Source organism: Streptomyces sp. NPDC057307, from assembly GCF_042667665.1.
Taxonomy (GTDB): Bacteria; Actinomycetota; Actinomycetes; order Streptomycetales; family Streptomycetaceae; genus Streptomyces.
In genome coordinates, this window is sequence record NZ_JBHUZM010000021.1 from 1 (window position 1) to 21922 (window position 21922).

General features: G+C 71.4%; 17 protein-coding genes. 7 read left to right on the top strand and 10 right to left on the bottom strand.

The features are described 5' to 3' along the window. Positions 1-29: 29 nt before the first annotated feature. The 5 genes from ACFUN8_RS11115 to ACFUN8_RS11135 form a co-directional block, all read right to left on the bottom strand. Positions 30-962, bottom strand: a complete 933-nt coding sequence (locus ACFUN8_RS11115; protein ID WP_383634496.1) for an LLM class flavin-dependent oxidoreductase — start codon at positions 960-962, stop codon at positions 30-32. A gap of 105 nt (positions 963-1067) precedes the next feature. Continuing rightward, positions 1068-1763: an HAD family hydrolase gene (locus tag ACFUN8_RS11120; RefSeq protein ID WP_383634498.1), complete on the bottom strand. Its 696-nt coding sequence runs from the start codon at positions 1761-1763 to the stop codon at positions 1068-1070. Positions 1764-1781: 18 nt separating this feature from the next. Then, the gene (locus tag ACFUN8_RS11125; RefSeq protein WP_383634500.1) at positions 1782-2486 is read right to left on the bottom strand and encodes a phosphatase PAP2 family protein; all 705 of its coding nucleotides are present in this window, start codon (positions 2484-2486) and stop codon (positions 1782-1784) included. A 33-nt stretch (positions 2487-2519) separates the two neighbouring features. Beyond that, positions 2520-3455, bottom strand: a complete 936-nt coding sequence (locus ACFUN8_RS11130; RefSeq protein WP_383634502.1) for a M56 family metallopeptidase — start codon at positions 3453-3455, stop codon at positions 2520-2522. A gap of 163 nt (positions 3456-3618) precedes the next feature. Then, positions 3619-4293, bottom strand: coding sequence for a DUF5134 domain-containing protein (locus tag ACFUN8_RS11135; RefSeq protein WP_383634504.1), 675 nt, complete (start codon positions 4291-4293; stop codon positions 3619-3621). Between the two features lie 371 nt (positions 4294-4664). On the opposite strand from ACFUN8_RS11135, the gene ACFUN8_RS11140 reads away from it, so the two are divergent. Further along, positions 4665-5936 carry a glycoside hydrolase family 71/99-like protein gene (locus ACFUN8_RS11140; protein ID WP_383634506.1) on the top strand — a complete coding sequence of 424 codons (1272 nt, stop codon included), beginning with the start codon at positions 4665-4667 and terminating at the stop codon, positions 5934-5936. 77 nt (positions 5937-6013) lie between these two features. Here the strand turns inward: ACFUN8_RS11140 and ACFUN8_RS11145 are convergent, their stop codons facing one another. The 4 genes from ACFUN8_RS11145 to ACFUN8_RS11160 all read right to left on the bottom strand — a co-directional run bounded on the left by ACFUN8_RS11145 (position 6014) and on the right by ACFUN8_RS11160 (position 14501). Continuing rightward, positions 6014-8713 carry an ROK family protein gene (locus tag ACFUN8_RS11145; protein WP_383634508.1) on the bottom strand — a complete coding sequence of 900 codons (2700 nt, stop codon included), beginning with the start codon at positions 8711-8713 and terminating at the stop codon, positions 6014-6016. Next, the gene (locus ACFUN8_RS11150; protein WP_383634510.1) at positions 8706-11894 is read right to left on the bottom strand and encodes an alpha-mannosidase; all 3189 of its coding nucleotides are present in this window, start codon (positions 11892-11894) and stop codon (positions 8706-8708) included. Before ACFUN8_RS11150 ends, ACFUN8_RS11145 begins: the two co-directional genes overlap by 8 nt. A 427-nt stretch (positions 11895-12321) precedes the next feature. Then, entirely contained in the window at positions 12322-13608 is a 1287-nt protein-coding gene (locus ACFUN8_RS11155) for an enolase C-terminal domain-like protein (protein WP_383634512.1), read from the bottom strand. Between the two features lie 104 nt (positions 13609-13712). Continuing rightward, entirely contained in the window at positions 13713-14501 is a 789-nt protein-coding gene (locus tag ACFUN8_RS11160) for an IclR family transcriptional regulator (RefSeq protein ID WP_383634514.1), read from the bottom strand. Between the two features lie 191 nt (positions 14502-14692). On the opposite strand from ACFUN8_RS11160, the gene ACFUN8_RS11165 reads away from it, so the two are divergent. From ACFUN8_RS11165 to ACFUN8_RS11185, 5 genes are all read left to right on the top strand, one after another. Continuing rightward, complete coding sequence (locus ACFUN8_RS11165; protein ID WP_383634516.1) at positions 14693-16039, top strand: ABC transporter substrate-binding protein; 1347 nt, start codon at positions 14693-14695, stop codon at positions 16037-16039. Next, positions 16036-17052, top strand: a complete 1017-nt coding sequence (locus ACFUN8_RS11170; protein ID WP_383634518.1) for a carbohydrate ABC transporter permease — start codon at positions 16036-16038, stop codon at positions 17050-17052. Before ACFUN8_RS11165 ends, ACFUN8_RS11170 begins: the two co-directional genes overlap by 4 nt. Further along, a complete protein-coding gene (locus ACFUN8_RS11175; protein WP_383634520.1) occupies positions 17049-17969 on the top strand; it encodes a carbohydrate ABC transporter permease in 921 nt (306 codons plus the stop codon). The genes ACFUN8_RS11170 and ACFUN8_RS11175 overlap by 4 nt, the downstream gene beginning before the upstream one ends. Further along, on the top strand, positions 17969-18838 hold the full coding sequence (locus tag ACFUN8_RS11180) for an NAD-dependent epimerase/dehydratase family protein (RefSeq protein WP_383634522.1): 870 nt from the start codon (positions 17969-17971) through the stop codon (positions 18836-18838). The genes ACFUN8_RS11175 and ACFUN8_RS11180 overlap by 1 nt, the downstream gene beginning before the upstream one ends. 152 nt (positions 18839-18990) lie before the next feature. Further along, positions 18991-19542: a GNAT family N-acetyltransferase gene (locus ACFUN8_RS11185; RefSeq protein ID WP_383634524.1), complete on the top strand. Its 552-nt coding sequence runs from the start codon at positions 18991-18993 to the stop codon at positions 19540-19542. An 8-nt stretch (positions 19543-19550) separates the two neighbouring features. On the opposite strand, the gene ACFUN8_RS11190 is transcribed toward ACFUN8_RS11185, so the two are convergent. After that, complete coding sequence (locus tag ACFUN8_RS11190) at positions 19551-20234, bottom strand: glycerophosphodiester phosphodiesterase (RefSeq protein ID WP_383634526.1); 684 nt, start codon at positions 20232-20234, stop codon at positions 19551-19553. 262 nt (positions 20235-20496) lie between these two features. Between ACFUN8_RS11190 and ACFUN8_RS11195 the strand changes: the two genes are divergently transcribed. Further along, on the top strand, positions 20497-21897 hold the full coding sequence (locus tag ACFUN8_RS11195; protein WP_383634528.1) for a DUF6421 family protein: 1401 nt from the start codon (positions 20497-20499) through the stop codon (positions 21895-21897). The last annotated feature ends 25 nt before the right edge of the window (positions 21898-21922 follow it).

The following is a 21922-nucleotide window of genomic DNA, read 5'->3' on the forward strand; positions in this document are numbered from 1 at the left end:
GCGTCCGCCTCCCCGTGATCCCCGCCGGCTCAGCCGCTCAGCAGCGCCGCCGTCCGCGCCAGCAGCTCATGACCGGTACGCCAGTCCCCGGCCGAGCCCCCGCTCAGTACGATCCGGTCGGCGCCGGCCGCGACGAACGCGGCGAGCCGCTCCGCCGCCTGCTCGGGCGTGCCCACGATCCCGACGCCCGCGGCCTGGCCGGGGTCGACCCCGTACGCCTCCACGACCATCCGGACCAGTGCGTCCCTGGCGTCGGCCACCTCCCCGGCCGGGACGTCCAGTTGGACCGGCACGGCCACGGTGACGGGCGGGACGGGACGGCCCGCCTCCTCGGCGTACCGTCGCAGTCTCCGTACACCGTCGGCGAGTTGCGCCGGTGAGATCACCGCCGGGAACCACCCCGCGCCGAACGCCACCGCCCGCCGCAGCACGGCCTCCTCCGGGCCGCCCGCGACGAACAGCGGCGGAGCGGACACCGCGGGCGCGAGCGTGATCTCGACCCCGTCCCCGACGCCGTCGGGGGTGATCCGGGTCGGCTCGCCCCCGACCAGCCGGGGCAGCAGCCGCAGCGCCTCCTCGGTACGCGCCTCGGCCGTCGTGCGCCGTACGCCCAGCGCGTCCCACACAGGAGCGTCACGCAGGCCCCCGTGCCAGCGTTCCCACGCGCCGCGCCCGTCCCCGACGCCCACCAGCAGCCGCCCCCGCGAGACGTACTGGAGCGACGCCAGCTCCTTCGCCAGCAGCGGGAGCGGGCGTACGGCGGCGAGCAGTACCCCGTAGCCGACGCGCACCCGCTCCGTGACGGCCGCCGCCGTCGCCAGCACCACCTCCGGGGCGAGCATCGCCGGGTACCGACCCGTGAAGTGGTCCCAGACCCAGACCGATTCGAAGCCCAGGCGCTCGGCGTCGCGCGCGCTCTCCGTGATCTCGTCGGTCCCGAGATAGATACCGATGTCGGTCATCCCTGTCGTCCCCTCCCGTGGCGGCCGTCGCTGTCCACCACGAGGCAACAACGTCAACCACGCTTGAGGTCAACATCCGCCGATCAGGACACGGCAGGGGCGTCCTCAGCGCGTGAGGGCGAGAACGGGCCGCAGGCCCGCCGGGCGTTCCTCCACCGGCAGATGCTCCACGAAGTGCACGGCGCAGCCCAGTTCGGCCGCCCCGCCGTCCGCCGCCCGGTCGTCCCCGACCATCAGCACGTCGCGCGGGTCCTGCCCGATGGCCTCGCAGGCCGCGCCGAAGAGTCGTACGTCCGGCTTCTGGATGCCGTGCTCGTAACTCAGCACGTACGCGTCCACATGGTCGTCCAGGCCGTGCGCGCGGAAGACCGGACGCAGGTCCCAGCCGATGTTGCTGATCACACCGACACCGATGCCCTCGCGCTTCAGAGTGCCCAGCACCTCGGCCGTGTCGGCGTACGGCCGCCAGGCGTCCGGCGTCCGATGGCGCTCGTAGAGCGCGTCGTAGAGCCGGGGGTCGGGGAGAGCGACCTGCCGGGCGAGGCCGGTGTACGCGGCCCGGTGCCGCTCGGCGCTCTCGTCGCGCGTGGCCCACAGCCCGGCCAGGTCCGGCGGCAGCTGCTGCGGCGTCGGACCGCCGGGCAGGGCGCCCGCGACGGCCAGTTGGACCGCGTACCGCCGGACCTCATCGGGCGGCACCGGCACACTCAACTCGTCGAGTACGGCCCGGAGCCAGGAGCCGGCCGATTCGATGCGGAACAGAGTCCCGGAGAAGTCGAAAAGCACACCCTTGATCTTCATGGTTCCGACCTTGCCGGGTCACCGCCACCGGGACAAGGCCCGTCCTTCGTACGTGGCGATCGACAGGGCCACAAGACACGTTCCGAACAGCCAGCCGCCGATGACGTCCGAACTCCAGTGCACCCCCAGCCAGACGCGGGTGAACCCGACGCCGATCACCGACACGATCCCCACCACCAGCAGCACGGTCCACAGCGGACCGGTGAGACCGTGCCGTCGCAGCAGCCACAGGAGCATGCCGACGGTGACGGCCGCGGTCATCGCGTGCCCCGAGGGGAACGCCGCGTAGTGCGCCGAGTCGACCGGGTCCGGCCAGGTGGGGCGCTCGCGCCCGACGGCGGACTTCACACCCTGCGAGATCAGGGCGCCCACCAGGCTCGTCAGCGCGACCCAGCAGGCCAGGAGGCGCGAGCCGCGGAACCAGAGGACGAAGAAGGCGACGGCTGTCAGCAGGCGCATCGTCCAGGGGTCCCACGCCCAGTCGGTGAGAATGCGGTTCGCGTGCGTGAGGCCCGGGTCGGCCACCGCCTGCCGGTGCAGGTCGACGGCGACGCTCCGGTCCCAGGAGAGCAGCGGACCCCACTCGGCGGCCACCAGGGCGACCAGCACCAGGGAGGCCAGGCCCAGCACGACACCCGCACGGGCCGGCGTCACGGCTCCCGGCGGCGTGGACGGGGACGGCGAGTCCGGTCGGGACGGCGGCGGGACCGCGGGGGATTGCATGGACTGATCCTTAACGACGAAGGGCCCGCAAAGCTATCCCAGGGCGCGCAGCGCCGGAACGAAAGCCACCACCAGCGGGACCGCGGGCACCAGTGCCGCCGCGGCCGTCAGCCGCAGCCTGCGGCCCGCCGTGAGCCGGGGGAGCGGGGTCAGCAGCCGGTCCACCCGGCGCGGCAGCTCGGCGTCGGGGGTCGGGCAGGGCCCGAACACCCCGCGGTCCTCGTTCAGTTCGACCAGCGCGAGCGCGATCGTCAGCCGGCCGAAACGGCGCGAGGCGACATCGTCGGCGGCCAGCTCGACCAGTCGGTGCATCTCGCCCTGGAACGCGGCGAAGACCGGCACCTGCGGGAAACCGTTGGCGAGCGCGGACGAGCAGTGCAGCAGCCAGTCGTGCCGAGCGCGGGCGTGGCCCTGCTCATGGGCCAGTACGGCGTCGAGCTGGCGGCCCTTGAGCCGCCGCAGGGCGGCCGTGGTGATGACGAGCTGCGGTGCGGCGCCCGGCAGCCACCAGGCGCCCGGACGCTCGCCCTCCAGGACGACCAGCGGGCCGCCGCCGGACTCCTCGCCGGGCAACAGCGGTGAGCGGACGAGCAGTTCGGTACGGCGCTGCTTGCGGCGCGTGTGCGCCCGGTGGATCTCGCGCGTGAGCATCGCGCCCGTCCACACCCCGCCGGCCGCGAGGATCACGGCCAGCACCGCCGACCACGGACGGTGCGCCCCGAGCGCGTACGCCTCGACGACGCCGCTGGGGGCCGGGGCGAAGACATGTCCCCGTACGGCCAGCCAGGCCGCCGCAGCGCTGAAGGTCATGGCGAGGGCGAAGCAGAGCAGCACGGCGGCCACCACGCACTGCCAGACCCAGAGAGCCACCACGGGCTCGCGCTCGGGCCATTCGGCGCGGGCCAGCAGCCGCGGGGCGACCACGGCGGCCAGCGCGGCGAGCGTCAGCAGCACGAGGGAGACCATCATGGTCACCAGCTTATGAGTGCGGTGCCGCTCAGAGGGTCGGCCGCGGGCGGCAAGTGACGCAGGACACGGTCGTCGTACGTGCGGTACGCGCCGTATCCGAGGTCCGTCCGCCCGCCGTGTCGGTACCTGTCCTCCGTACCCTCCGTGTCCTCCGCTCCGTACGTCAGAGCGTCAGCAGCATGGCGAGCATCGCGATGCCCATGGAGAGCCGGCAGGCCAGTGCCAGCTCGGGCCGGTCCGTCCGCACGCCGGTCTCGGTCCGCGTCACCACTTCCGTCACCACTCCCACTTCCGTCACCACTCCCGCCATCGGTCCGGCAGCAGGACCCGGAAGCCCCGAGCCGCCGCCCTCCGGCGCGGTGACGGTCTGCAACGGGAGCAGTCGCGCGCCCGTCCACAGCACGAAACCCGCGTAGTAGATCAGCAGCACGCCCGTGGCCAGCGGTGTGCCGCCCGCGCCGCCGTCGCCGTGAGCGCTGTGCGCGCCGCCCGGGAGCAGGGCCATCGCCACCGACATGTAGACCATGGCGAGCATGCCCACGAGATGGTGCAGATGGTGCGACGTCCTACGGGCCGGGCCCAGCGTGCGCAGCGCGGCGACCCCGAACACCGCCGCGTACGACAGCCAGACCCAGCGCGGCGGTGTGATCACCGCCGCGGGCACGGCCATCGCCGCCATCCCGAATCCCATCAGCGCCTCGCCGCCCGCCGTGCCGCGTCCCGCGCCAGGGGCGCCGCGCAGCCTCAGCAGACAGTAGGTCCCGGCCGCCACGCAGAGCGCCACGACCAGCCAGCCGGCAGTCGCGGGTCCGTGCACCGCGCACCTCCCCCTCGTCATGCTCCAACGATGTCCACACAAACGGTGTCAACGGAGAAATGCCCCTGTCGTTCGAGGCGCATGCGAGCGCAGAGAGACACGGGGGGAGCGCACCGGGGGGACACGGCCCGCGATCAAGAGGCGTGGAAACCGTGTGCTTTTCGCATTCCATTCGCATTCCACTGGAAACGGAAAGCGTAAAGAAAATAGGCTGACACTTCCTCTGGATTGGTCTGGACAAAGGCCCTGCGCGGGCCTTGTGGTGGCCATCTCGAAACGGTTACTTTGCGATGGTGCGCCACGGAGGCGGGCGGGCTGCCGCCGCCTGTAATTCCCCCCACCCCCGTGGATCCGCGTATTTCAGGCAGATTTCTAGTGGGAGGAAATACTCCGTGAGTATTTCAAGACGCGCCGTGCTCGCATCGGCGCTGGCCGGTACAGCAGCGGCCGGTGGTGTTCTCGGCAGCCAGCAGGCGGGCGCCGCCCCCGCCCCGCGAGGCAGGGCGCAAGCGGCACCCGCCGCGAGTCCCCCCGGCGATGTGGTCGGCAAGATCAGCGTCGGGTATCAGGGCTGGTTCGCCGCCAAGGGCGACGGCTCGCCGATCGACATGTGGTGGCACTGGAGCCAGAACGCCGGCCAGCCGCCGTCCCTCAGCAATAACACCATCAAGTCGTGGCCGGATATGCGGGAGTACACCCGGTCATTCCCCACGGCGTACCCGAATCTGAACAACGGCCAGCCGGCCACGCTCTTCTCCTCGCACGATCAGCAGACCGTCGACACCCACTTCCGGTGGATGCGCGAGAACAACTGCGACACCGCGGCACTCCAGCGGTTCAACCCCGTGGGCGGCGAGGGCCCGATGCGGGACGCGATGGCGCGCAAGGTGCGTCAGTCGGCCGAGGCCAACGGCCGGAAGTTCTACATCATGTACGACGTCACCGACTGGCGGGCCATGCAGTCGGAGATCAAGCAGGACTGGACGAACAAGATGAAGGCGTACACGTCTTCGAGCATGTACGCCAAGCAGAACGGCAAGCCGGTCGTCTGCATCTGGGGCTTCGGCTTCGCCGACGACAAGCGCCCGTTCGCCCCCCCGGAGTGCCTGGACGTCATCAACTGGTTCAAGGGGCAGGGCTGTTACGTCATCGGAGGCGTGCCGACGCACTGGCGCAACGGCAACAGCGACTCCAGGCCCGGCTTCTCCGGCGTCTACCACGCGTTCAACATGATCTCGCCGTGGATGGTCGGGCGGATGGGCACCGTCGCCCAGGCCGACCAGTTCTACCGGGACGTCAACACCCCCGACCAGGCCGACTGCAACGCCAGCGGGATCGACTACCAGCCCTGTGTGATGCCGGGAGACCTCCAGTCCCGGCATCGCGCGCACGGCGACTTCATGTGGCGGCAGTTCTACAACATGTGCCGGCTCAACGTCGCGGGGATCTACATCTCCATGTTCGACGAGTACAACGAGGGCAACCAGATCGCCAAGACCGCGGAGAACGGCTCGCAGGTTCCGGCCGGTTCCGGTATCTGGGCCCTCGACGAGGACGGCACGTCCTGCTCGTCGGACTACTACCTCCGGCTCACCGGTGACGGCGGCCGGATGCTCAAGAAGCAGATCGGGCTGACCGCGACCCGGCCGACACCGCCGAGGTAACTCCCACGCCGACAGCCGACGTGCGGGCCACCGGCTCCTCCCGGTGGCCCGCACGGTCGTGTCGTGTCGTGCGCGGGTCAGCCGACGGGCAGATGCCGCGCCCGCGTCTCCCGCCCCCGCAGCCTCGGCGTGAACGTCGCGTGGAAGATCGTGGACGCCGCCCCGACGGCGGCCGCCCCCGCACTCAGCACGGAGGGCTCCACCTCGACCCGGCGCAGCCGCCGCGCGGTCGGGAACTCGTTGACCGTACGGGCGATCTCGGACAGGTAGAAGTCGGCGACGTCGTCCGTGAAGAACGGCCCGCCGAGCACGATCAGATCGATGTCCAGCAGGTCGATCAGCCCCAGCGCGCCCCGCCCGACCGCCTGGGCCACCTCGCGTACGGCCGCCGCCGCCGCCCGGTCGCCCGCCGCCGCCGCGCGGCCCACCGCCAGATACGCGGCGGTACTCCCGTTCGTCGTGGCCACCGGGCGCATACCGCCGCGCGCCGCCAGGTCGGGCACGGACACCGGCGGATTGCACTCGGGCAGGATCTCGGGACGGCCGTCCTTGTCCACCCGTCCCAGCGCGATGGCGCAGAGCTGGCCGAACTCGCCCGCGTTCGAGCTGACGCCCCGGTAGATGTCGCCGTTCAGATAGAGGCCGGTGCCCACGCCCGTACCGAGGTAGAGATACGCGAAGTCCCTGGCCCGCCGGTCACGGCCGATCCAGCGCTCGCCAGCGGCCGCGGCCGTCGAGTCCTTCTCCATGATGACCGGGCACGGGAAGTGGTCCTTGAGGAGATACAGCAGCGGAAGATCACCCCAGGCCGACATCAGCGGCGGCCCCAGGACGGTCCCGGACGCGATGTCCACCGGCCCCGGCACCGCGACCCCGATACCGAGGAACCCCTCGGGCCGTACCGCCCCGCCCGCCTCGGCCAGCGTCTCGCGGCCCAGCGCCGCCACCCGCTCCACGAACTCCGCCGGGTCGGTGTCCGCGCTGACGGACCGGGTGCGGGTGCACACGATCGCCCCGTCGAGGTCGATCACGACCGCCGTCAGCAGCTCGGGATCGATATGGATACCGAGCGCGTGCGCGGCGGCCCCGCGCAGCCGTACCGGCGTACGCGGCTTGCCCGACGTGGCACGCAACTGCGCGTCCTCGATCAGGATGCCCCGGTCGAGCAGGGAGCGGGCGATGCGGGACACCGACTGCTGGGTGAGGCCGGTGCGGTGGGCGATCTCGCCGCGCGTGATGGTGCCGGACAGCCGGACGGTCTCGATGACCACGCACTCGTTGAACGACCCCAGGTCGATCTGGTTGACGCCGCTCCAGGTGTGGGCGCGCGCCGAGGTGTCCGCCGGGTGCTCGGCCCGCAGATGGCCCGCGACGTTCTCGCGCAGCCAGCGCACACCGCGGTACGGGTCGTCGGCGCGGCCCGCCGCGTACCGCTCCAGTTCGGCGGCCAGATCGAGATAGACACGGCGCGAGGACTCCGGATGGCTGGTGCTGTCGAGGGCGATCATGGCCCGGAGGAACGTGCGCCAAGTGGCGCGCGCGGGAATGTGATGGCGCGTCATTCTGCTTGCGGCGCCGGGTGGTTGGAAGACCTCGGTGGCCGGGGCGGGGTCGCTCCCGGGTGCGTCGTCCCACAGGGTGATCGCGTGCAGGGCGAGCTCGGGGTGCCGTCGGCCCGCCTGTGCGAGATAGCCGGCGAGCGCCCGGTCGGAGGCGATGACGTCCGGGCGGTTCGGGGAGTCCGGGCCGGGTGGCGAGTTCCCTGTGCCCGCGCCGGGCCGGGCGGTGGAGCCGGAGCCCGAGCCGTCCGCCGGACCGGTGATCGAGTCCCCGACGGTGCTGTTCGCCGTGTCGCGCCCGGCGTCCGCGCCGGGCCGACCGGCTCCGGTGCCGGTGCGGACGCCGGGCCGGGTGGTGGAGTCGGGGACGACGGCCGCCGGGCGGGCGTGCCGCCCGGTGCTTCCGTCAGGGGTGGGGGGCGCCGCCTGCTCCGGCTCCGCGCCCGCACCGGACCCCGGCCGATTAACCCGTCCCGCGCCGGGACCGGGCCCGGTGGGAGGCCCTGGATCCCGGTCGTCGGCCGGCCCGGGGCCCCGGCGCCGCGTCGACGCCAGCGCCGCGTCCAGTGAGCTGTCGAGGCCCGCCAGGACGTCCGCCCCTATCACCGTGCCCGCCCTGGCCGGAGTGCTCGGGATCAGGCGGGTGCCCGCCAGGAGGACCCCGCGCAGCGCGTCCACGTAGAGGCCCATCACCCATACGTCGGCCCCCGGCAGAGGTGGGCGGGTCGGGACGGACGGGGACACCGGCTCGTCGGGGACCAGACGCCAGCGGCGGCGGATGCCGGCGACCGTGGCGTGCGAGAGGCCCAACTCCCGTGCCACCGCCCGCGACGCGCCGCTGCCGCCGGGGGCGAGCAGCGTACGCGTCACGACCTCGGCCTCGTCGACCGTCGCCGGTCGGCCGGTCCGCGGCCGGTGTTCGAGACCGTCGATACCCGCGCTCGTCCAGCGCTGGCGCCAACTGCCGACGGTCTGCCGCGACACCCCGAGCCGGCGCGAGATCTCCGCGTCACGCAGCCCGTCGGCCGCCAGCAGTACGACACCGGCCCGGGTGGCGAGCGGGCCGCCTTCGTCGGCCCAACGGCGCAGCACGGCGCGGAGTTCGGGGGAGAGCGCCCCGTCGCCCGGCCGGGTGTCGCCCGGCCGGGTGTCGGACGGTCGGGTGTCGGGCGGTCGCGTGTCGGAGGGGCGGATGTCGGACGGTCGGGTGTCAGACACCGGGGACGCCCTTCGGGCCCGTCCCGCGGACCAGCCGCAGGGTCAGGATCTGGAAGGGCCGCAGCGTCAGCGCCACCGACCGGCCGTTGTGCGCGCGCACGGCGAGCGTGTCCTCCAGGAGGTCCGTCTCGCGCACGGCGGTGAACGGGAAGCCGGCGGTCAATGTCGTACGGGCCCGGCCGCCGCGCGACTCGTACAGCCGGACCACGACATCGCCCGACCGGTCGTCGGCGAGCTTCACCGCCTCGACCACGACGTCCGGACCGGCCACGGTCACCAGCGGTTCCACCGGCGCTGCCGCCGGGCCCGGCCGCAGCGGGAGGTTGAGGGCGTAGCCCTCCGAGATCGCGTCACCGACATCGGCGCCGGGCCGCAGCGTGTGCCGGAAGTGCTGCGGCCCGCGGTCCGCGTGCGGGTCGGGGCTGTGCGCGGCACGCAGCAGCGAGAGCCGTACGAGCGTGGTGGTCCCGGCGTCCGCGCGGGTCAGGCGCGACACGTCGTAGCCGTAGGTGGCGTCGGAGGCGAGCGCCACGCCCCAGCCGTGCTCGCCGACATGGATCCAGCGGTGCGCCCACTGCTCGTAACGGGCCGCGTCCCAGCTGGTGTTCTCGTGCGTGGGGCGCTCGACATGGCCGTACTGGATCTCGCCGCGACTGTTCTCGGCGTGCACGTCCAGCGGCCAGACGGCCTTGAGGAGCGTGTCCTGTTCCCGCCAGTCGACGTCGGTGTCGATGCTCAGCGCGCGACTGCCGGCCGTCAGGGTCAGCCGCTGGGTGACGGTGGACCTGCCGGTGCCGCGTTCCACCCGTACCCGCGCCAACAGCGGTCCCTCGTCGGTCACTTCGACAGACGACGCGACATCGAGATCGCGGTGCGTGTCGTGTCGTGGTGCGTCGAGCCCGGTCGCGCTCCACAACGCCGGGTCGTCCCGGTGCAGTTGAAGCAGATTGCCCGCGCCACCGGGCGCGATGGCCTCGCGGTCCGCCGTCAGGTCGAGCGCGGAGCGTACGAGCCCCGCCGAGTCGACGTGGATCCGCAGCAGCCCGTTGTCCAGCAGATGCCCGCCGCCGCGTTCGGGGCCGGCGGGGGTGACGGTCACCGGGGCCGTGCCGTCGAGCGGCAGTCCCGCCGTGCCCCGGCCGAGCGCGGGAGCCTCGGCCAGCACGGCGAGCCGCCCGCCGGACAGCGGCTGACCCGCGCCCGGCTCCGTCAGCCGGTCCTGGTCGAGCACGACCACCTCGCGGCGGGCGCGCGGCCCGGCGTTGAGGACCGTGGCCCCGTCCGGCCCGCCCGCCGACCGCCGGATCAGGCTCTCCAGCCTGCGGTGGATCGCGCGGTACGTCTGCTCGGCCTCCTCGTGCACCCAGGCGATGGCGCCGCCCGGCAGGATGTCCCGGCTCTGGTGCAGCAGGACCCGCTTCCACAGGGCGTCCAGTTCCTCGTACGGGTAGGGCACCCCGTCCCGTACGGCCGCCGTCGCCGACCACAACTCGGCCTCCCTCAGCAGGGATTCACTCCGGCGGTTGCCGCGCTTGGTGCGGGCCTGGCTGGTGTACGAGCCGTGGTGCGTCTGCGCGTACAGCTCGCCCCGCCACACCGGGGCGTGCGGGTACTCGTCGAGCGCGTCCCGGAAGAAGTGCGCGGGGTGCTGGATCTCGACGCGGGGCGAGCCCTCCAGATCGGCCAGCCTGCGGGCGCGTTCCAGCGTCTCGCGGGTGGGGCCCGCGACCTCGTGGTCCGCGTCGTCGTCGGACCCGTTGGAGGTGTCGGAGGTATCGGAGTCGTCGGGGCTGTGGGAGCCGACGGGGCCCTGGCCGAACGGCATCAGTGAGCGGCTGCCGCCGCCCTTGTCCGCGTACGCCGCGACCGCGTCGGCCAACTCGGGCCCCGTGAGCGCCGCGTGGCGCGGACCGGCGGGCGGGCAGTGGGTGAAGATCCGGCTCCCGTCGGCGCCCTCCCACCAGAACGTGTGGTGCGGAAGGGAGTTGGCGTCGCGCTCGGCGAGCGTGTGACCGAGCAGCCAGCGCGCCCCCGCCAGCACGGCGAGTTGAGGGAGCGCGGCACTCATGCCGCCGGGGCCGGGCAGCCACACACCGTCGGGGTCCAGGCCCAGCTCGTCCCGGTAGAAGCGCCTGCCGAACGTGAACTGCCGTGCCAGCGACTCCCCGCCGGGGAGAGTGAGGTCCGGCTCCACCCACATGCCGCCCACGGGGACCCAGTTGCCCCGCGCGACGGCCTTGCGTATCCGCTCGAAGACATGCGGGTGCTGGTCCTTCATCCAGGCGTGCTGTTGCGCTCCCGGCGCGGCGAACACCAGCTCCGGGTACTCGTCGGCGAGCGCGGCCACGCTGCTGAAGGCGCGGGCACTCGCGCGCACGCTCTCGCGCATCGGCCGCAGCCGGGCGGATCCGGAGCGCGTGTGCCCGACGGCGGCGACGGTGTGCGCGGACTCGTGCGCCCGGCGGGCCAGCACCGGCGCGAGAACGTCCCGCGCGTCGGCGGCCGTCCCCGGGATGTCGCGGGGGTCGACGGCGTCCACGGCCCGGTCCAGCGCCCGCAGAATCTCGTGGCGGCGCGGCAGTTCGGCGGGAAGCGCGCGCATCAGACCGTTCAGGACATCGATGTCATGGATGAGCTGCCAGATGTTCTCGTCGCGTACGGCGAGATCCGCGCGGAGCAGCCGGTGAAGGGGTTCGTCGCCGGCGGTGACCGGGTCGCCGAAGTGGGCCCCGGCGCCCGTGGCCGGATCGATCGCCGGATTGGCCGCGGCCTCGACGAGCAGCCGTACGGGCTCGCCGCCGCGCGCCTGCGTCGCGACGGTCACGGTCCTGTTGTGCGGGTGCAGGCCCTGGAGCGGTGTGCCGTGCTCGTCGTGGACCAGCCCCTCGGCCCGGTCGCCCCCGAGGTCGATGACCGCCTCCACCCGGCGGCCGGCCCAGCGCTCGGGCACCTCGGCGCCGAAGCGGAACCAGCTGGTGGACCAGGGGCCGCCGCCCCAGTTCTCGCCCACGACGAACGGCGTGTACCCGGCGCGGAGCGCCACGTCGACGGGCACCGGCTCGCCCGGGATGTGCCAGGCCCCGACCTCCATGGGAAGCCGCCCGGTGTACAGCGCGGGGCGCAGCCGACGGTCGAGGAAATGCGCTGTTCGCGCCTCTCCGGACTTCCTTCGGTCATGCATGGGCGGCCCTTCCTGTCCAGCCAGTAACCGCCATGTAAAACCAAGAGTGTTATCAAGTCAACGCCTGTCCCGATTACTTCTGAGTTCCTGGTGGTGGGGGCTCTGCGATTGATTTGTCAGTCGAATTCCCGCCCGTAAAGTTCCCCTACTGGACATTAATTCCCCTGACGAATCGGAGAGCGGAAAGCCGTGGGAAACCGCAGGAGAAGCACAAGGGAGGCGCGGAGGGACGCGTAGGAGAGGCGCCGGGGATGCGCAGGAGAAACACGCGGAAGAACGGCAGGAAGGCCGCCGCCTTCCTGCCGTTCGTGTGGGGGGTGGGGGCGGTCGGGCCCCGCGCCGGGAGACTACGGCCGCACGGCCTCCGGCCTCACCCGATCGCCGATCGCCGCGCACTGGCGGCGGGGGCCGGGAGGCGCGGTGGCTGTCACGGTCGTTGCACGCTCCCGTCGGTGTTGCGCAGCAGGGCCCAGCGGTCGTGTTCCAGCGGCTCGGGCACCGGATGTCTGCGTGCCGCCGCCTCGTCGAAGTCGACGCCGTGGCCGGGCCTCTCGTGCGGGGACAGCGCGCCGTCGTTCGCCACGACCGTACCGGGGAAGACGTCGAGCACGGCGGGCTTGAAGACCGCGGCCTCCTGTACGCCGAAGGCGTGGCTGCTGATGTTCATGGCGAGCGTGGCGGCCTGGGCGACGGGGCTGACGTCGGCGGGACCGTGCGGCGCGAGCCGTACGCCGCGCAGTTCGCAGTACGCGGCGAGCTTGCGGGCCGGGGTCAGACCGCCGAGCGTGGGGACCCGGATCCGGGCGAAGTCGATGGCGGGGCCGTCGAGCAGCGGCAGGAACTGGCCGACGTCGTGGAAGAGTTCACCCACGGCGAGCGGTACGGGGGAGCCGGCGCGCAGCGCGGCGAAGTGGCGCGCGTCCTCCGGGGCCAGCACGTCCTCCACGAAGTACAACCCGGCGTCCTCGACCCGGCGCAGGAAGTCCCGGGCCTGCCGCGGGTCGAGGCGTTCATGCACGTCGTGCAGCAACTCGACCTCGTCGCCGACCTGTTCGCGTACGGCTGTCAGGACGCGCGGCACGGTCCGTACGTACGCGGCGGAGTCCCACGGCACCGAGCGGGTGCGCAGCGCGTGGGCGTCGGCGGTGCCCGTGGCGCCGGTGCCGTAGGTGTCGGAGCCGGGCACGGACGCCTGGACGCGGACATGGCGGTAGCCGCGCTCGCGCGCCGCCACGACCTTGTCGGCGATCTCGTCGGCGCTGTCGCCGCTGACATGGGTGTACGCCTCGGCGTGGGTACGGACTCGGCCGCCGAACAGCGAGTACAGGGGTGCGCCGAGGCGCTTGGCCTTGAGGTCCCACAGGGCGACGTCGATCCCGCCCAGCGCGTTCCCGGTGACCGAACCGCCGCGCCAGTAGGCGCTGTTGAGCAGCAGCCGGTGGATGTCGTCGATGTCGTCGGGATCGCGTCCGACGAGCATGGGGGCCAGATAGTCGTCGAGCACGGACCGTACGGCGAGGGTGCGTTGCGGGTCGCTCGCGCAGCCGAGGCCGTACAGCCCCGGTTCGTTGGTCTCGACGCGGACGACGAGATGGGGGCAGCCGTGCGGTGCGGTGAGGAAGGTGGAGACGGCCGTGATGCGGATCTTCGCACCGCGTTCCTCGACCCAGGGAGCGGGGGCGAGGATGTCGGAGCGGGCACCAGGCTGAGCCATTCGAACTCCCACGTACAGATAGCAGGATGATGTACTGCTATCCGAACGTAGAGAGAGCATCTTTAATTTGTCAATGACTCTACCAAATATGGGTCGAACAGTCTTCAGTGCTGTCCGAGCCGTTTGAGGAGGGTCCGCAGCGAATGTGCGGCCTCCGTGACGGCCCCGGCGATCTCCTGTGCGCGGGCGTCGTCCATCCGGCTCTTGGGGGCCGAACAGCTGATCGCGTCGCCGCCGCCGCCGTGCCCCGTGCCGAGCGCCACGGCCACGCACCGGATGTCCACGGAGTTCTCGCCGTCGTCCATCGCCCAGCCCTGCAGCCGCGCCTCGGCGAGCTGGCGGATCAGCTCGTCGGGATCGGTCACGGTGTCGGGCGTGAGCCGAGCCAGCGGCCAGTCCAGCCGGCGCTGCACCTCGGCCGCGTCGTACTGCGACAGCATCGCCTTGCCGAGGGCCGTGGCGTGCGCCGGCAGCCGGCGGCCCACCGCCGAGTACATCCGCAGGGCATGCCGTGACTCGCGTTTGGCCAGGTAGACGACGTCCGTCCCGTCCAGCCTGCCCAGATGCACCGACTCACCGGTCTCCTCGGCGAGGGCGTCGAGCACCGGTCCGGCCAGGCTCGCGACGTCGTCGCCCTCCAGATAGGCCGTGCCCGTCAGCAGGGCCTTGAGGCCGAGGCTGTAGCGGGTGCCCGAGGCGTCCAGGTCCACCCAGCGCCGCGCCTCCATCGTCCGCAGGATCGCGTGCAGGCTGCTTTTCGGCACGGCCATCGCGCTCGCCATCTCGGCGAGCGAGAGCCGGGCGCCCTCGGTGCCGAGCAGTTCGAGCACTTCGAGCACCCGAGCCGCGGACTTGACCTCCTCGGGCTTACGCCCTCGCGCTGCTGCTGCCACCGATTCCACGGAACCTCCGCTCCCCGCACCGGCGCCCCTCGGCGATCCGGTCAGCACGATTCTCGACGTGCGTCTTGACGCTATATCACCGCAACCATAAGTTCAGTCACTCCAACGTCATTCGGCCTTCTGAACGGGTTGATTCTTAGGTAGGGGCCATGCGCATACCTTTCGCACGGAATGTCCGGCTCGTGGCTCTGGCCGCGACCACCGCGCTCACACTCACCACCCTCTCCGCCTGCGGCGGCTCCGACTCCGGCTCGGACTCCAAGTCGCTGGAGATGTGGACGTTCAAGCAGTCCCATGTCGGTGCCCTGCGCGCGGCGGCCACCGAGTTCAAGAAGGAGACCGGCATCTCGGTCAAGGTCGAGGTGTACACACCCGACGACGCCTACACCACCAAGGTGCAGAGCGCGGCCAAGACCGGCGGCCTCCCCGATGTCCTCGAAGTGCACTCCGACGGTGAGGACTTCGTCCTCGGCGCGGCCGGCGTCACCGCCGACCTCAAGGACCAGATCCCGGACGACTGGAGCGGCCGCTTCCAGGAGGCGATCAAGGGCTCCGGCACCGTCACCCCGCAGAAGTTCAAGGAGTCGCAGGCCAAGGACTCCACGTTCAAGGGCGTCGAGGAGGGCCAGCGCTTCAGCGTGCCCCTGACCGCCGGCACGTTCGGCATCGTCTACGCCAACAAGCAGAAGCTGGCCGACGCCGGCATCACCAAGGCCCCCGCCACCTGGGAGGAGTTCCTGGCGGCGGTGAAGGCGACCCACCACAAGGACCCCAAGACGGGCGGGATCAGCCTCGGCCTGAAGGTCAAGTCGACCGGACTGACCTGGGTGCTCCAGCCGCTGGCGTTCGCCCAGCTCGGCAAGCAGCCGTACTGGGACCTCTTCGGCAAGGACAAGGCCACCGACTTCGGCTCGGCCAACGGCACCAAGGTCCTGGGCATGTACGACCAGCTCACCCCGTACTGGATGCCGGGCTCCCAGACACTCAGCATCGACGAGGCCGACCAGGCGTTCGCCCAGGGCAAGTCGGCCTTCGCCGTCGGCGGCACCTTCACCCTCGCCTTCCTCCAGCAGAACGACATGAAGGCCGACGACGTACTCGCCTTCGGACTGCCCGCGCCGAAGGACGGCGCCGTGCCCGACCGGGCGCTCGGCCCGCTCGCGCTGACCGGACTGAGCCTCACCGCCACCAGTGAGCAGCCCGAGAACGCCAAGAAGTGGATGGAGTTCCTCTCCGGCAGCGACGTCGCAGCCCGGTTCGCCAAGGACTCGGCCGACCTGCCCGCCACCGAACTGGGCGCCGACTCGGCGAAGGTCCTCGGCCCCGCGCTGACCTCCATGATGGAGAGCTTCGACGGCACCGGGGAGACCACCTACGACCCGAGCGACAACTCCTTCCGCCCGCCGGGTTACGACCAGGACGTGGCCGGTGAGATCGTCACCGATCTGAGCCCGCTCGGCCGGGACACACCCGCTCAGACGGGAGCCAAGCTCCGCGGACTCAACAGCGACTACTGGGCGACCCAGTGACCACAGCACCTCGGCCCACCACGGTGGGGGAGGCCGGGAGCGTCGGCAAGAGCCGTACGCTCCCGGCCGGGGCGGCGGACACCGCCCCCGGCCCCGGCAAGCGGCCCCGGCGCCGTAAGTTCGGCGGCGAGGCCCTCTCCGGATATCTGTTCGTCGCCCCCGCGGTGGTCCTCTTCGCCGTCATGGGCCTGTACACCGTCGGTTACGGCTTCCTGCTGAGCTTCGCGTCCTGGAACGGCTTCATGCCGCACTGGACCTGGGTCGGCCTGGACAACTACGCCGACCTGCTCTGGCGCAGCCCCGTCTACGCGCCACGCGTGCGCAGCGCGGGACTCAACACCCTCTGGGTGATGATCGCCGTACCGGCGCTGACGGTCATGGTGTCGTTTCCGCTGGCCGTCCTGCTCAACCGGGCCCGCAGGATGCAGGGCGTCCTGCGCTCGGTCTTCTTCCTGCCGTACGTCACCAGCGGTATCGCCGTCTTCTTCGCCTGGCAGTACATCCTCCAGCCCGACGGCGCCGTCAACCTGCTGCTCGGCCAGCTCGGCCTCGGCTCGCTCCAGCAGCCCCAGGGCTGGCTGGGCAACCCCGACACCGCGCTGCCCACACTCATCGTGGTGACCGTCTGGGGCGCCGTGCCCGTCTCCATGCTGCTGTATCTGACCGGGCTCCAGTCCATCGACCGCAGCCTGCTGGAAGCGGCGCAGCTCGACGGCGCCGGCTGGTGGCGGACGAACACGTCGGTCGTCTGGCCGCTGCTGCGCCCCATCACGGCCATCGTCGTCCTGCTCAATCTGCGCGACTCGCTCCAGGGCTTCCAGACCTTCCTGGTGATGACCAACGGCGGACCGGGCGACCACACCAATGTGCTGGGCCTGGAGGCGTACAGCCTGGCCTTCCTGAAACAGCTCCGTCCCACCCTCGGGCTCGCCAGCGCACTCGGCTGGCTGCTGTTCGCCGCCGCCCTGGTACTGGCCCTGATCAATCTGCGAGCGCTGCGGAGCAAGACATGACCTCGATCCCCGTGGCGGACAAGCGCGCCCACGCGACCGCACACCCCGACAAGGGCGACAGGCCGGCCAAACGGCCGGGCGGGACCAGGGCCCGCGGGCGCCGCACCCTGGCGCGCGTCGTCGTCGGTCTGCTGCTCGCCGGATACGGACTGGTCAGCGTCTATCCGTTCCTCTGGATGGTGTCGGCCGCCTTCAAGGACCAGCTGGAGGTGGTCAGCGGCGGTCATCTGATCCCGAAGAACCCCACCTTCGACACCCTGATCGACACCTGGAACAACCTCCACTTCTTCGACTTCTTCCTCAACAGCCTGCTGGTCACCCTCTACACGGTGGTCCTCACGCTGGTGATCTACGCGGCGGCAGGCTACGCCTTCGCCGTGCTGCGCTTCCCCGGCCGCACCTTCCTGCAGCGGCTGTTCATCTCCCTGCTCTTCGTGCCCGGCGTGACGGTGATGCTGCCGATCGTGCTGCTGGAGAACGAGATGGGCATCCTCGGCACCCACTGGGGACTGGTGCTGCCCTTCGTCAACGGCGGTGCCCCGCTGTCGATCCTGCTGATGACCGGGGCGTTCAGCACCATCCCGGCCGAACTGCGCGACTCCGCGCGGGTCGACGGCGCGAGTGAGTTCCGAATCTTCCTGAACATCTATCTGCCACTGGCCCAACCCGCCCTGATCACCGTCGCGTTGCTCACCGCGATCCCGACCTGGAACGAGTACCTGCTCACCCGGGTCTCGCTCACCGACCGGTCGACCTTCACCCTCCCGCTCGGCCTCCAGACCCTCGCGGCCGAGAACGTGCCCCACTACAACAACCTGATGGCCGGAGCCCTCATCGTGGTCATCCCCGTCGTGCTGCTCTTTCTCTGTCTCCAGCGCTACTTCGTCAACGGCCTCGTCGGGGCGGTGAAGGGCTGATGCGCGTCCTGGTCACCGGAGCCGCCGGACACATCGGCGGCCATGTCATCGACGACCTGCTGGCCCACGGCCACCGGATCGTCGCCACCGACCTCGTCCCCGTCGACGACCCACGGCTGGACCGTGTCCACACCGGCGATCTGCGCGATCCCGAACTGGTACGCGACGCCATGGCCGGCGCCGAGGCCGTCGTCCATCTCGGCGCCATCCCGCACCCCAACTCCGACGACGACAGCGCCCTGTTCGCCACCAACTGCCTCACCGCGCACCGGGTCCTGGACGAGGCGGGCCGCACCGGCGTACGCCGCGTCGTCGCCGCCTCCAGCCTGGCGGCGGTGGGACTCGCCTGGTCGCCGAAGCCGCAGTCCCCGCGCTACGTACCGCTGGACGAGGAACATCCCACGCTCGTCCAGGACCCGTACGGCCTCTCCAAGGTGGTCCTGGAGGAGACGGCCCGCGCCACGCACCGGCGCCACGGCACCGACATCGTCTGTATGCGGTTCCCGTTCACCGGCACCGGCGAGCGGCTGGCGGCACAACTCGCCGCCGTACGCGACGATCCGGCCGCCCACCGGATGGACCTCTGGGGATGGCTCGACACCAGGGACGCGGCCAGGGCCGTCCGGTACGCGCTCCGCGCCGAACTGACGGGCTGTCATATTCTCAATGTCGCGGCGGACGACACGTCGTCGCCCGTGCCGACGGCCCAACTGCTCGAAGAACACCACCCGGGCGTGCCGTACTTCGCCGAACTGACCGGCCACGCCTCGCTGTTCGACACCTCGGCCTGCGCGCGGCTGCTGGGCTTCGCCCCGGAACACCGCAGGAGCCCCCTCGCCGCGGAGGCCGACACGGACGCGAAGGGGTGAGGAGAGGTGAGGAGGGAGCGGCGTGACGAGGGGCGGCACGGCCCGGGCACGGAGTACGGCTCCGCGCACCCCGCCGATCCGTGCCCCCGGGAAATGGGGTTAGGCTCGGGCGCGCCGCCGGCCCGCGGCGGAGAAGACGGAGAACGCGCACCATGGACACCACCCCGCGCCCCGCTCCCGGTCAGCTCATCTACCGGGACGCCACCGCAGACGACGTCAAGCCGCTCGTCGCGCTCATAGAGTCCGCCTACCGGGGCGAGAGCGCCCGCGCGTCGTGGACCTCCGAGGCCGACCTGCTGGAGGGCCAGCGCACCGACGAGCGGGGCGTCCTCGACGTGATCGAGGCCGACGGCAGCCGGCTCCTGATGGTCGAGTCGGACGGCGCGCTGGTCGCCTGCTGCCAGCTGGAACACCGCGGCCCCGCCGCGTACTTCGGCATGTTCGCCGTCGACCCCGAGGCGCAGGGCGGCGGCCTCGGCAAGCGCATCATCGCCGAGGCGGAGCGCCGCGCCCGCGCGGACTGGGGCGTCGGCGAGATGCACATGACCGTGATCGTCCAGCGCGAGGACCTGATCGCCTGGTACGAGCGCCGCGGCTACCGCCGTACGGGACAGCTGACCCCGTTCCCGTACGGCGACGAGCGCTTCGGCATCCCGCAGCGCGACGACCTGGCGTTCGAGCTGCTGGTCAAGCCGCTCGGCTGAGCCAGGGCTCAGGCCGTGAAGCGGCCGGTGCGGCGGATCTCCGGGAAGTCGGTGGTCGCGCCGTCCAGGCCGAACGCGCGGACCAGCCGCAATTGGTCGGGGGTGTTCACCACCCACCCGATGATCCCGAGCCCCGCCGCGTGCGCGCGCTCGACGACCTCCAGCGTCAGCCGCCGGATGTTCAGCGCCAGCGAGTCCGCGCCGACCGCGACCGCCCGGTCCACGATGTCGCCGCCCCAGCGGCTGGCGATCAGCACCGTCCGTACGCCGGGCACCAGCGCGGAGATCTCGGCGACCGCCTCGTCGTGGAACGAGGACACCTCCACCCGCCCGACCAGCTTCCGCCGGTGCATGACCTCGGCCAGCGCGCGCGCCGCCGCCACGTCCTTGATCTCCGCCTGGAGCGGTGCGCCCACCGCGTCCAGGACCTCCTCGAAGACCGGCACCCGCTCACCCTGCCCCGCGTCGAGCTCCCGCAGCTCGGCGAGGGTCCGGTCGGCGATCGGGCCCGTTCCGTCCGTCGTGCGGTCCAGCTCGGCGTCGTGCATGACGACGAGCGCGCCGTCCTTGCTCAGATGAAGGTCGAGTTCGATGGCGTCCATACCGGCCCGCTCGGCGTGCAGGAAGGAGCGCAGGGTGTTCTCGGGTTCGACACCCATCACTCCACGATGACCGATGGTGAGGAAAGTCAAGGCTGACTCGCTTCCGTCGTCGGCGGCTCCCGCGCGGCGCTGGTGCCCCACGCGGCACGGCGGCAGCCTAACGGCCACCGTGCCGGTCTGGACCCGTGTCGTACCCGTACAGGCAGGGACCTACCGTCAACGGTATCCATGGCAGGAAAAACGCCCGCAAACATAAAGCGCGGCAGGATAATTTGTCTCGTCCGCCCTTGTACGGGAGAATCGAAGACCGATACGGTGCTTTGACGCCAGCTTCTCCCGTGGAGGACATGACATGACGGAAATTCTTGTGCAGGACCGACCCGGAGGGCACGCGACCGACGACCAGCGGGTGGTCGAGCACCCCGCCTGGACCGAGCTCAAGAACGCCGTCGAGGAGATCCGTCCCTGGCAGTCCAAGGACGGCTCCATAGATTTCGACGCCGACGACGCGCCCCCGCGCGCCCTCGCCGAGGTCACGCTCGACCGCGTGACCGCCGCCGTCGAGCAGCTGACGCCCCTGCTGCCGCACGACGCCGCCTACCACGCCGCGCTCGTCTCGGACCTCCGTAAGTGGGCCGACAGCGCCTTCGACGTACCCGACTTCCTGGACTCGCTGCTGGCCTTCCAGCCCGCGGCCGACCGGGTGGACCGGCTCCAGCACCTGGTTGTCTTCCCCATGTACACGCAGAACGGCAACCCGGACCGCAACCTCGAAGCGGTCGTCCTGCGCATGGTCTGGCCCGAGTGGCTCGCCGAGCTGGAGCGCACCCGCTACGACAACCCCCTCTTCTGCGGCATCACCTTCGAGGACTTCACCGCCGGCTACGACACCAACTCCGCGGTCCTCTTCCCCGAGACGATCGCCGTCCGGCAGGCCCCCGAGCGCTTCAGCTGGGGCGGCATCTTCTGCGACCGCGAGGCCGCCCGCTTCCGCCGGGTCAGCGAGGCCGCCGTCGGCATCCTCGGTGTCGAACTCCCCGACGACATCCGCGAGATGATCGGCGACCAGGACCGCTGCCAGCAGGCGTTCGTCCTCTGGGACATGATCCACGACCGCACCCACAGCCACGGCGACCTGCCCTTCGACCCCTTCATGATCAAGCAGCGGCAGCCGTTCTGGATGTACGGCCTGGAGGAACTGCGCTGCGACCTCACCGCTTTCAGGGAAGCGGTGAAACTGGAGGCCGACGGCGTCGCGCAGGGCCGCGACGTGCAGTACGCGGTGCTCTTCGACCGGATGTTCCGCTTCCCCGTCACCGGCGCCCGTGAGCGCAACTACGACGGCCTCGGCGGCCAGCTCCTCTTCTCGTACCTGCACAAGCACGACGTGGTGCGCTGGACCGACAACACCCTGCGCATCGACTGGGACCGGGCCCCGCAGGTCACCCAGCAGCTGCTCGGCGAGATCGAGAGCCTCTACCGGGCCGGCATCGACCGCCCGAAACTGGTCCACTGGTTCGCCGCGTACGACCTCGTCTCCACCTATCTGGCCCCGCACCCGGGATCGCGCTGGGCCAAGGGCCCGGACGCCCTCGACCTGGATCTGCCCCCGCGCAAGCTGGTCGACGACGTGCTTCCGGACGAGTTTCCGCTCAGCATGTTCTACGAGGCCCTGGGCAAGAAGCTCAAGACCGTCATCGCGTCGACCCGGGGCATTCGGGCGACGGGCAGCACCGAGCAGCGAGCCGCGTGAGCTCGTACGACAGCGGAGACACGGG

Bases quoted from the DNA above. Each gene is read 5' to 3' on its own strand.
- ACFUN8_RS11115 (WP_383634496.1), bottom strand. From the start codon at position 962: ATGACCGACATCGGTATCTATCTCGGGACCGACGAGATCACGGAGAGC.
- ACFUN8_RS11120 (WP_383634498.1), bottom strand. From the start codon at position 1,763: ATGAAGATCAAGGGTGTGCTTTTCGACTTCTCCGGGACTCTGTTCCGC.
- ACFUN8_RS11125 (WP_383634500.1), bottom strand. From the start codon at position 2,486: ATGCAATCCCCCGCGGTCCCGCCGCCGTCCCGACCGGACTCGCCGTCC.
- ACFUN8_RS11130 (WP_383634502.1), bottom strand. From the start codon at position 3,455: ATGATGGTCTCCCTCGTGCTGCTGACGCTCGCCGCGCTGGCCGCCGTG.
- ACFUN8_RS11135 (WP_383634504.1), bottom strand. From the start codon at position 4,293: ATGACGAGGGGGAGGTGCGCGGTGCACGGACCCGCGACTGCCGGCTGG.
- ACFUN8_RS11150 (WP_383634510.1), bottom strand. From the start codon at position 11,894: ATGCATGACCGAAGGAAGTCCGGAGAGGCGCGAACAGCGCATTTCCTC.
- ACFUN8_RS11155 (WP_383634512.1), bottom strand. From the start codon at position 13,608: ATGGCTCAGCCTGGTGCCCGCTCCGACATCCTCGCCCCCGCTCCCTGG.
- ACFUN8_RS11175 (WP_383634520.1), top strand. From the start codon at position 17,049: ATGACCTCGATCCCCGTGGCGGACAAGCGCGCCCACGCGACCGCACAC.
- ACFUN8_RS11180 (WP_383634522.1), top strand. From the start codon at position 17,969: ATGCGCGTCCTGGTCACCGGAGCCGCCGGACACATCGGCGGCCATGTC.
- ACFUN8_RS11185 (WP_383634524.1), top strand. From the start codon at position 18,991: ATGGACACCACCCCGCGCCCCGCTCCCGGTCAGCTCATCTACCGGGAC.
- ACFUN8_RS11195 (WP_383634528.1), top strand. From the start codon at position 20,497: ATGACGGAAATTCTTGTGCAGGACCGACCCGGAGGGCACGCGACCGAC.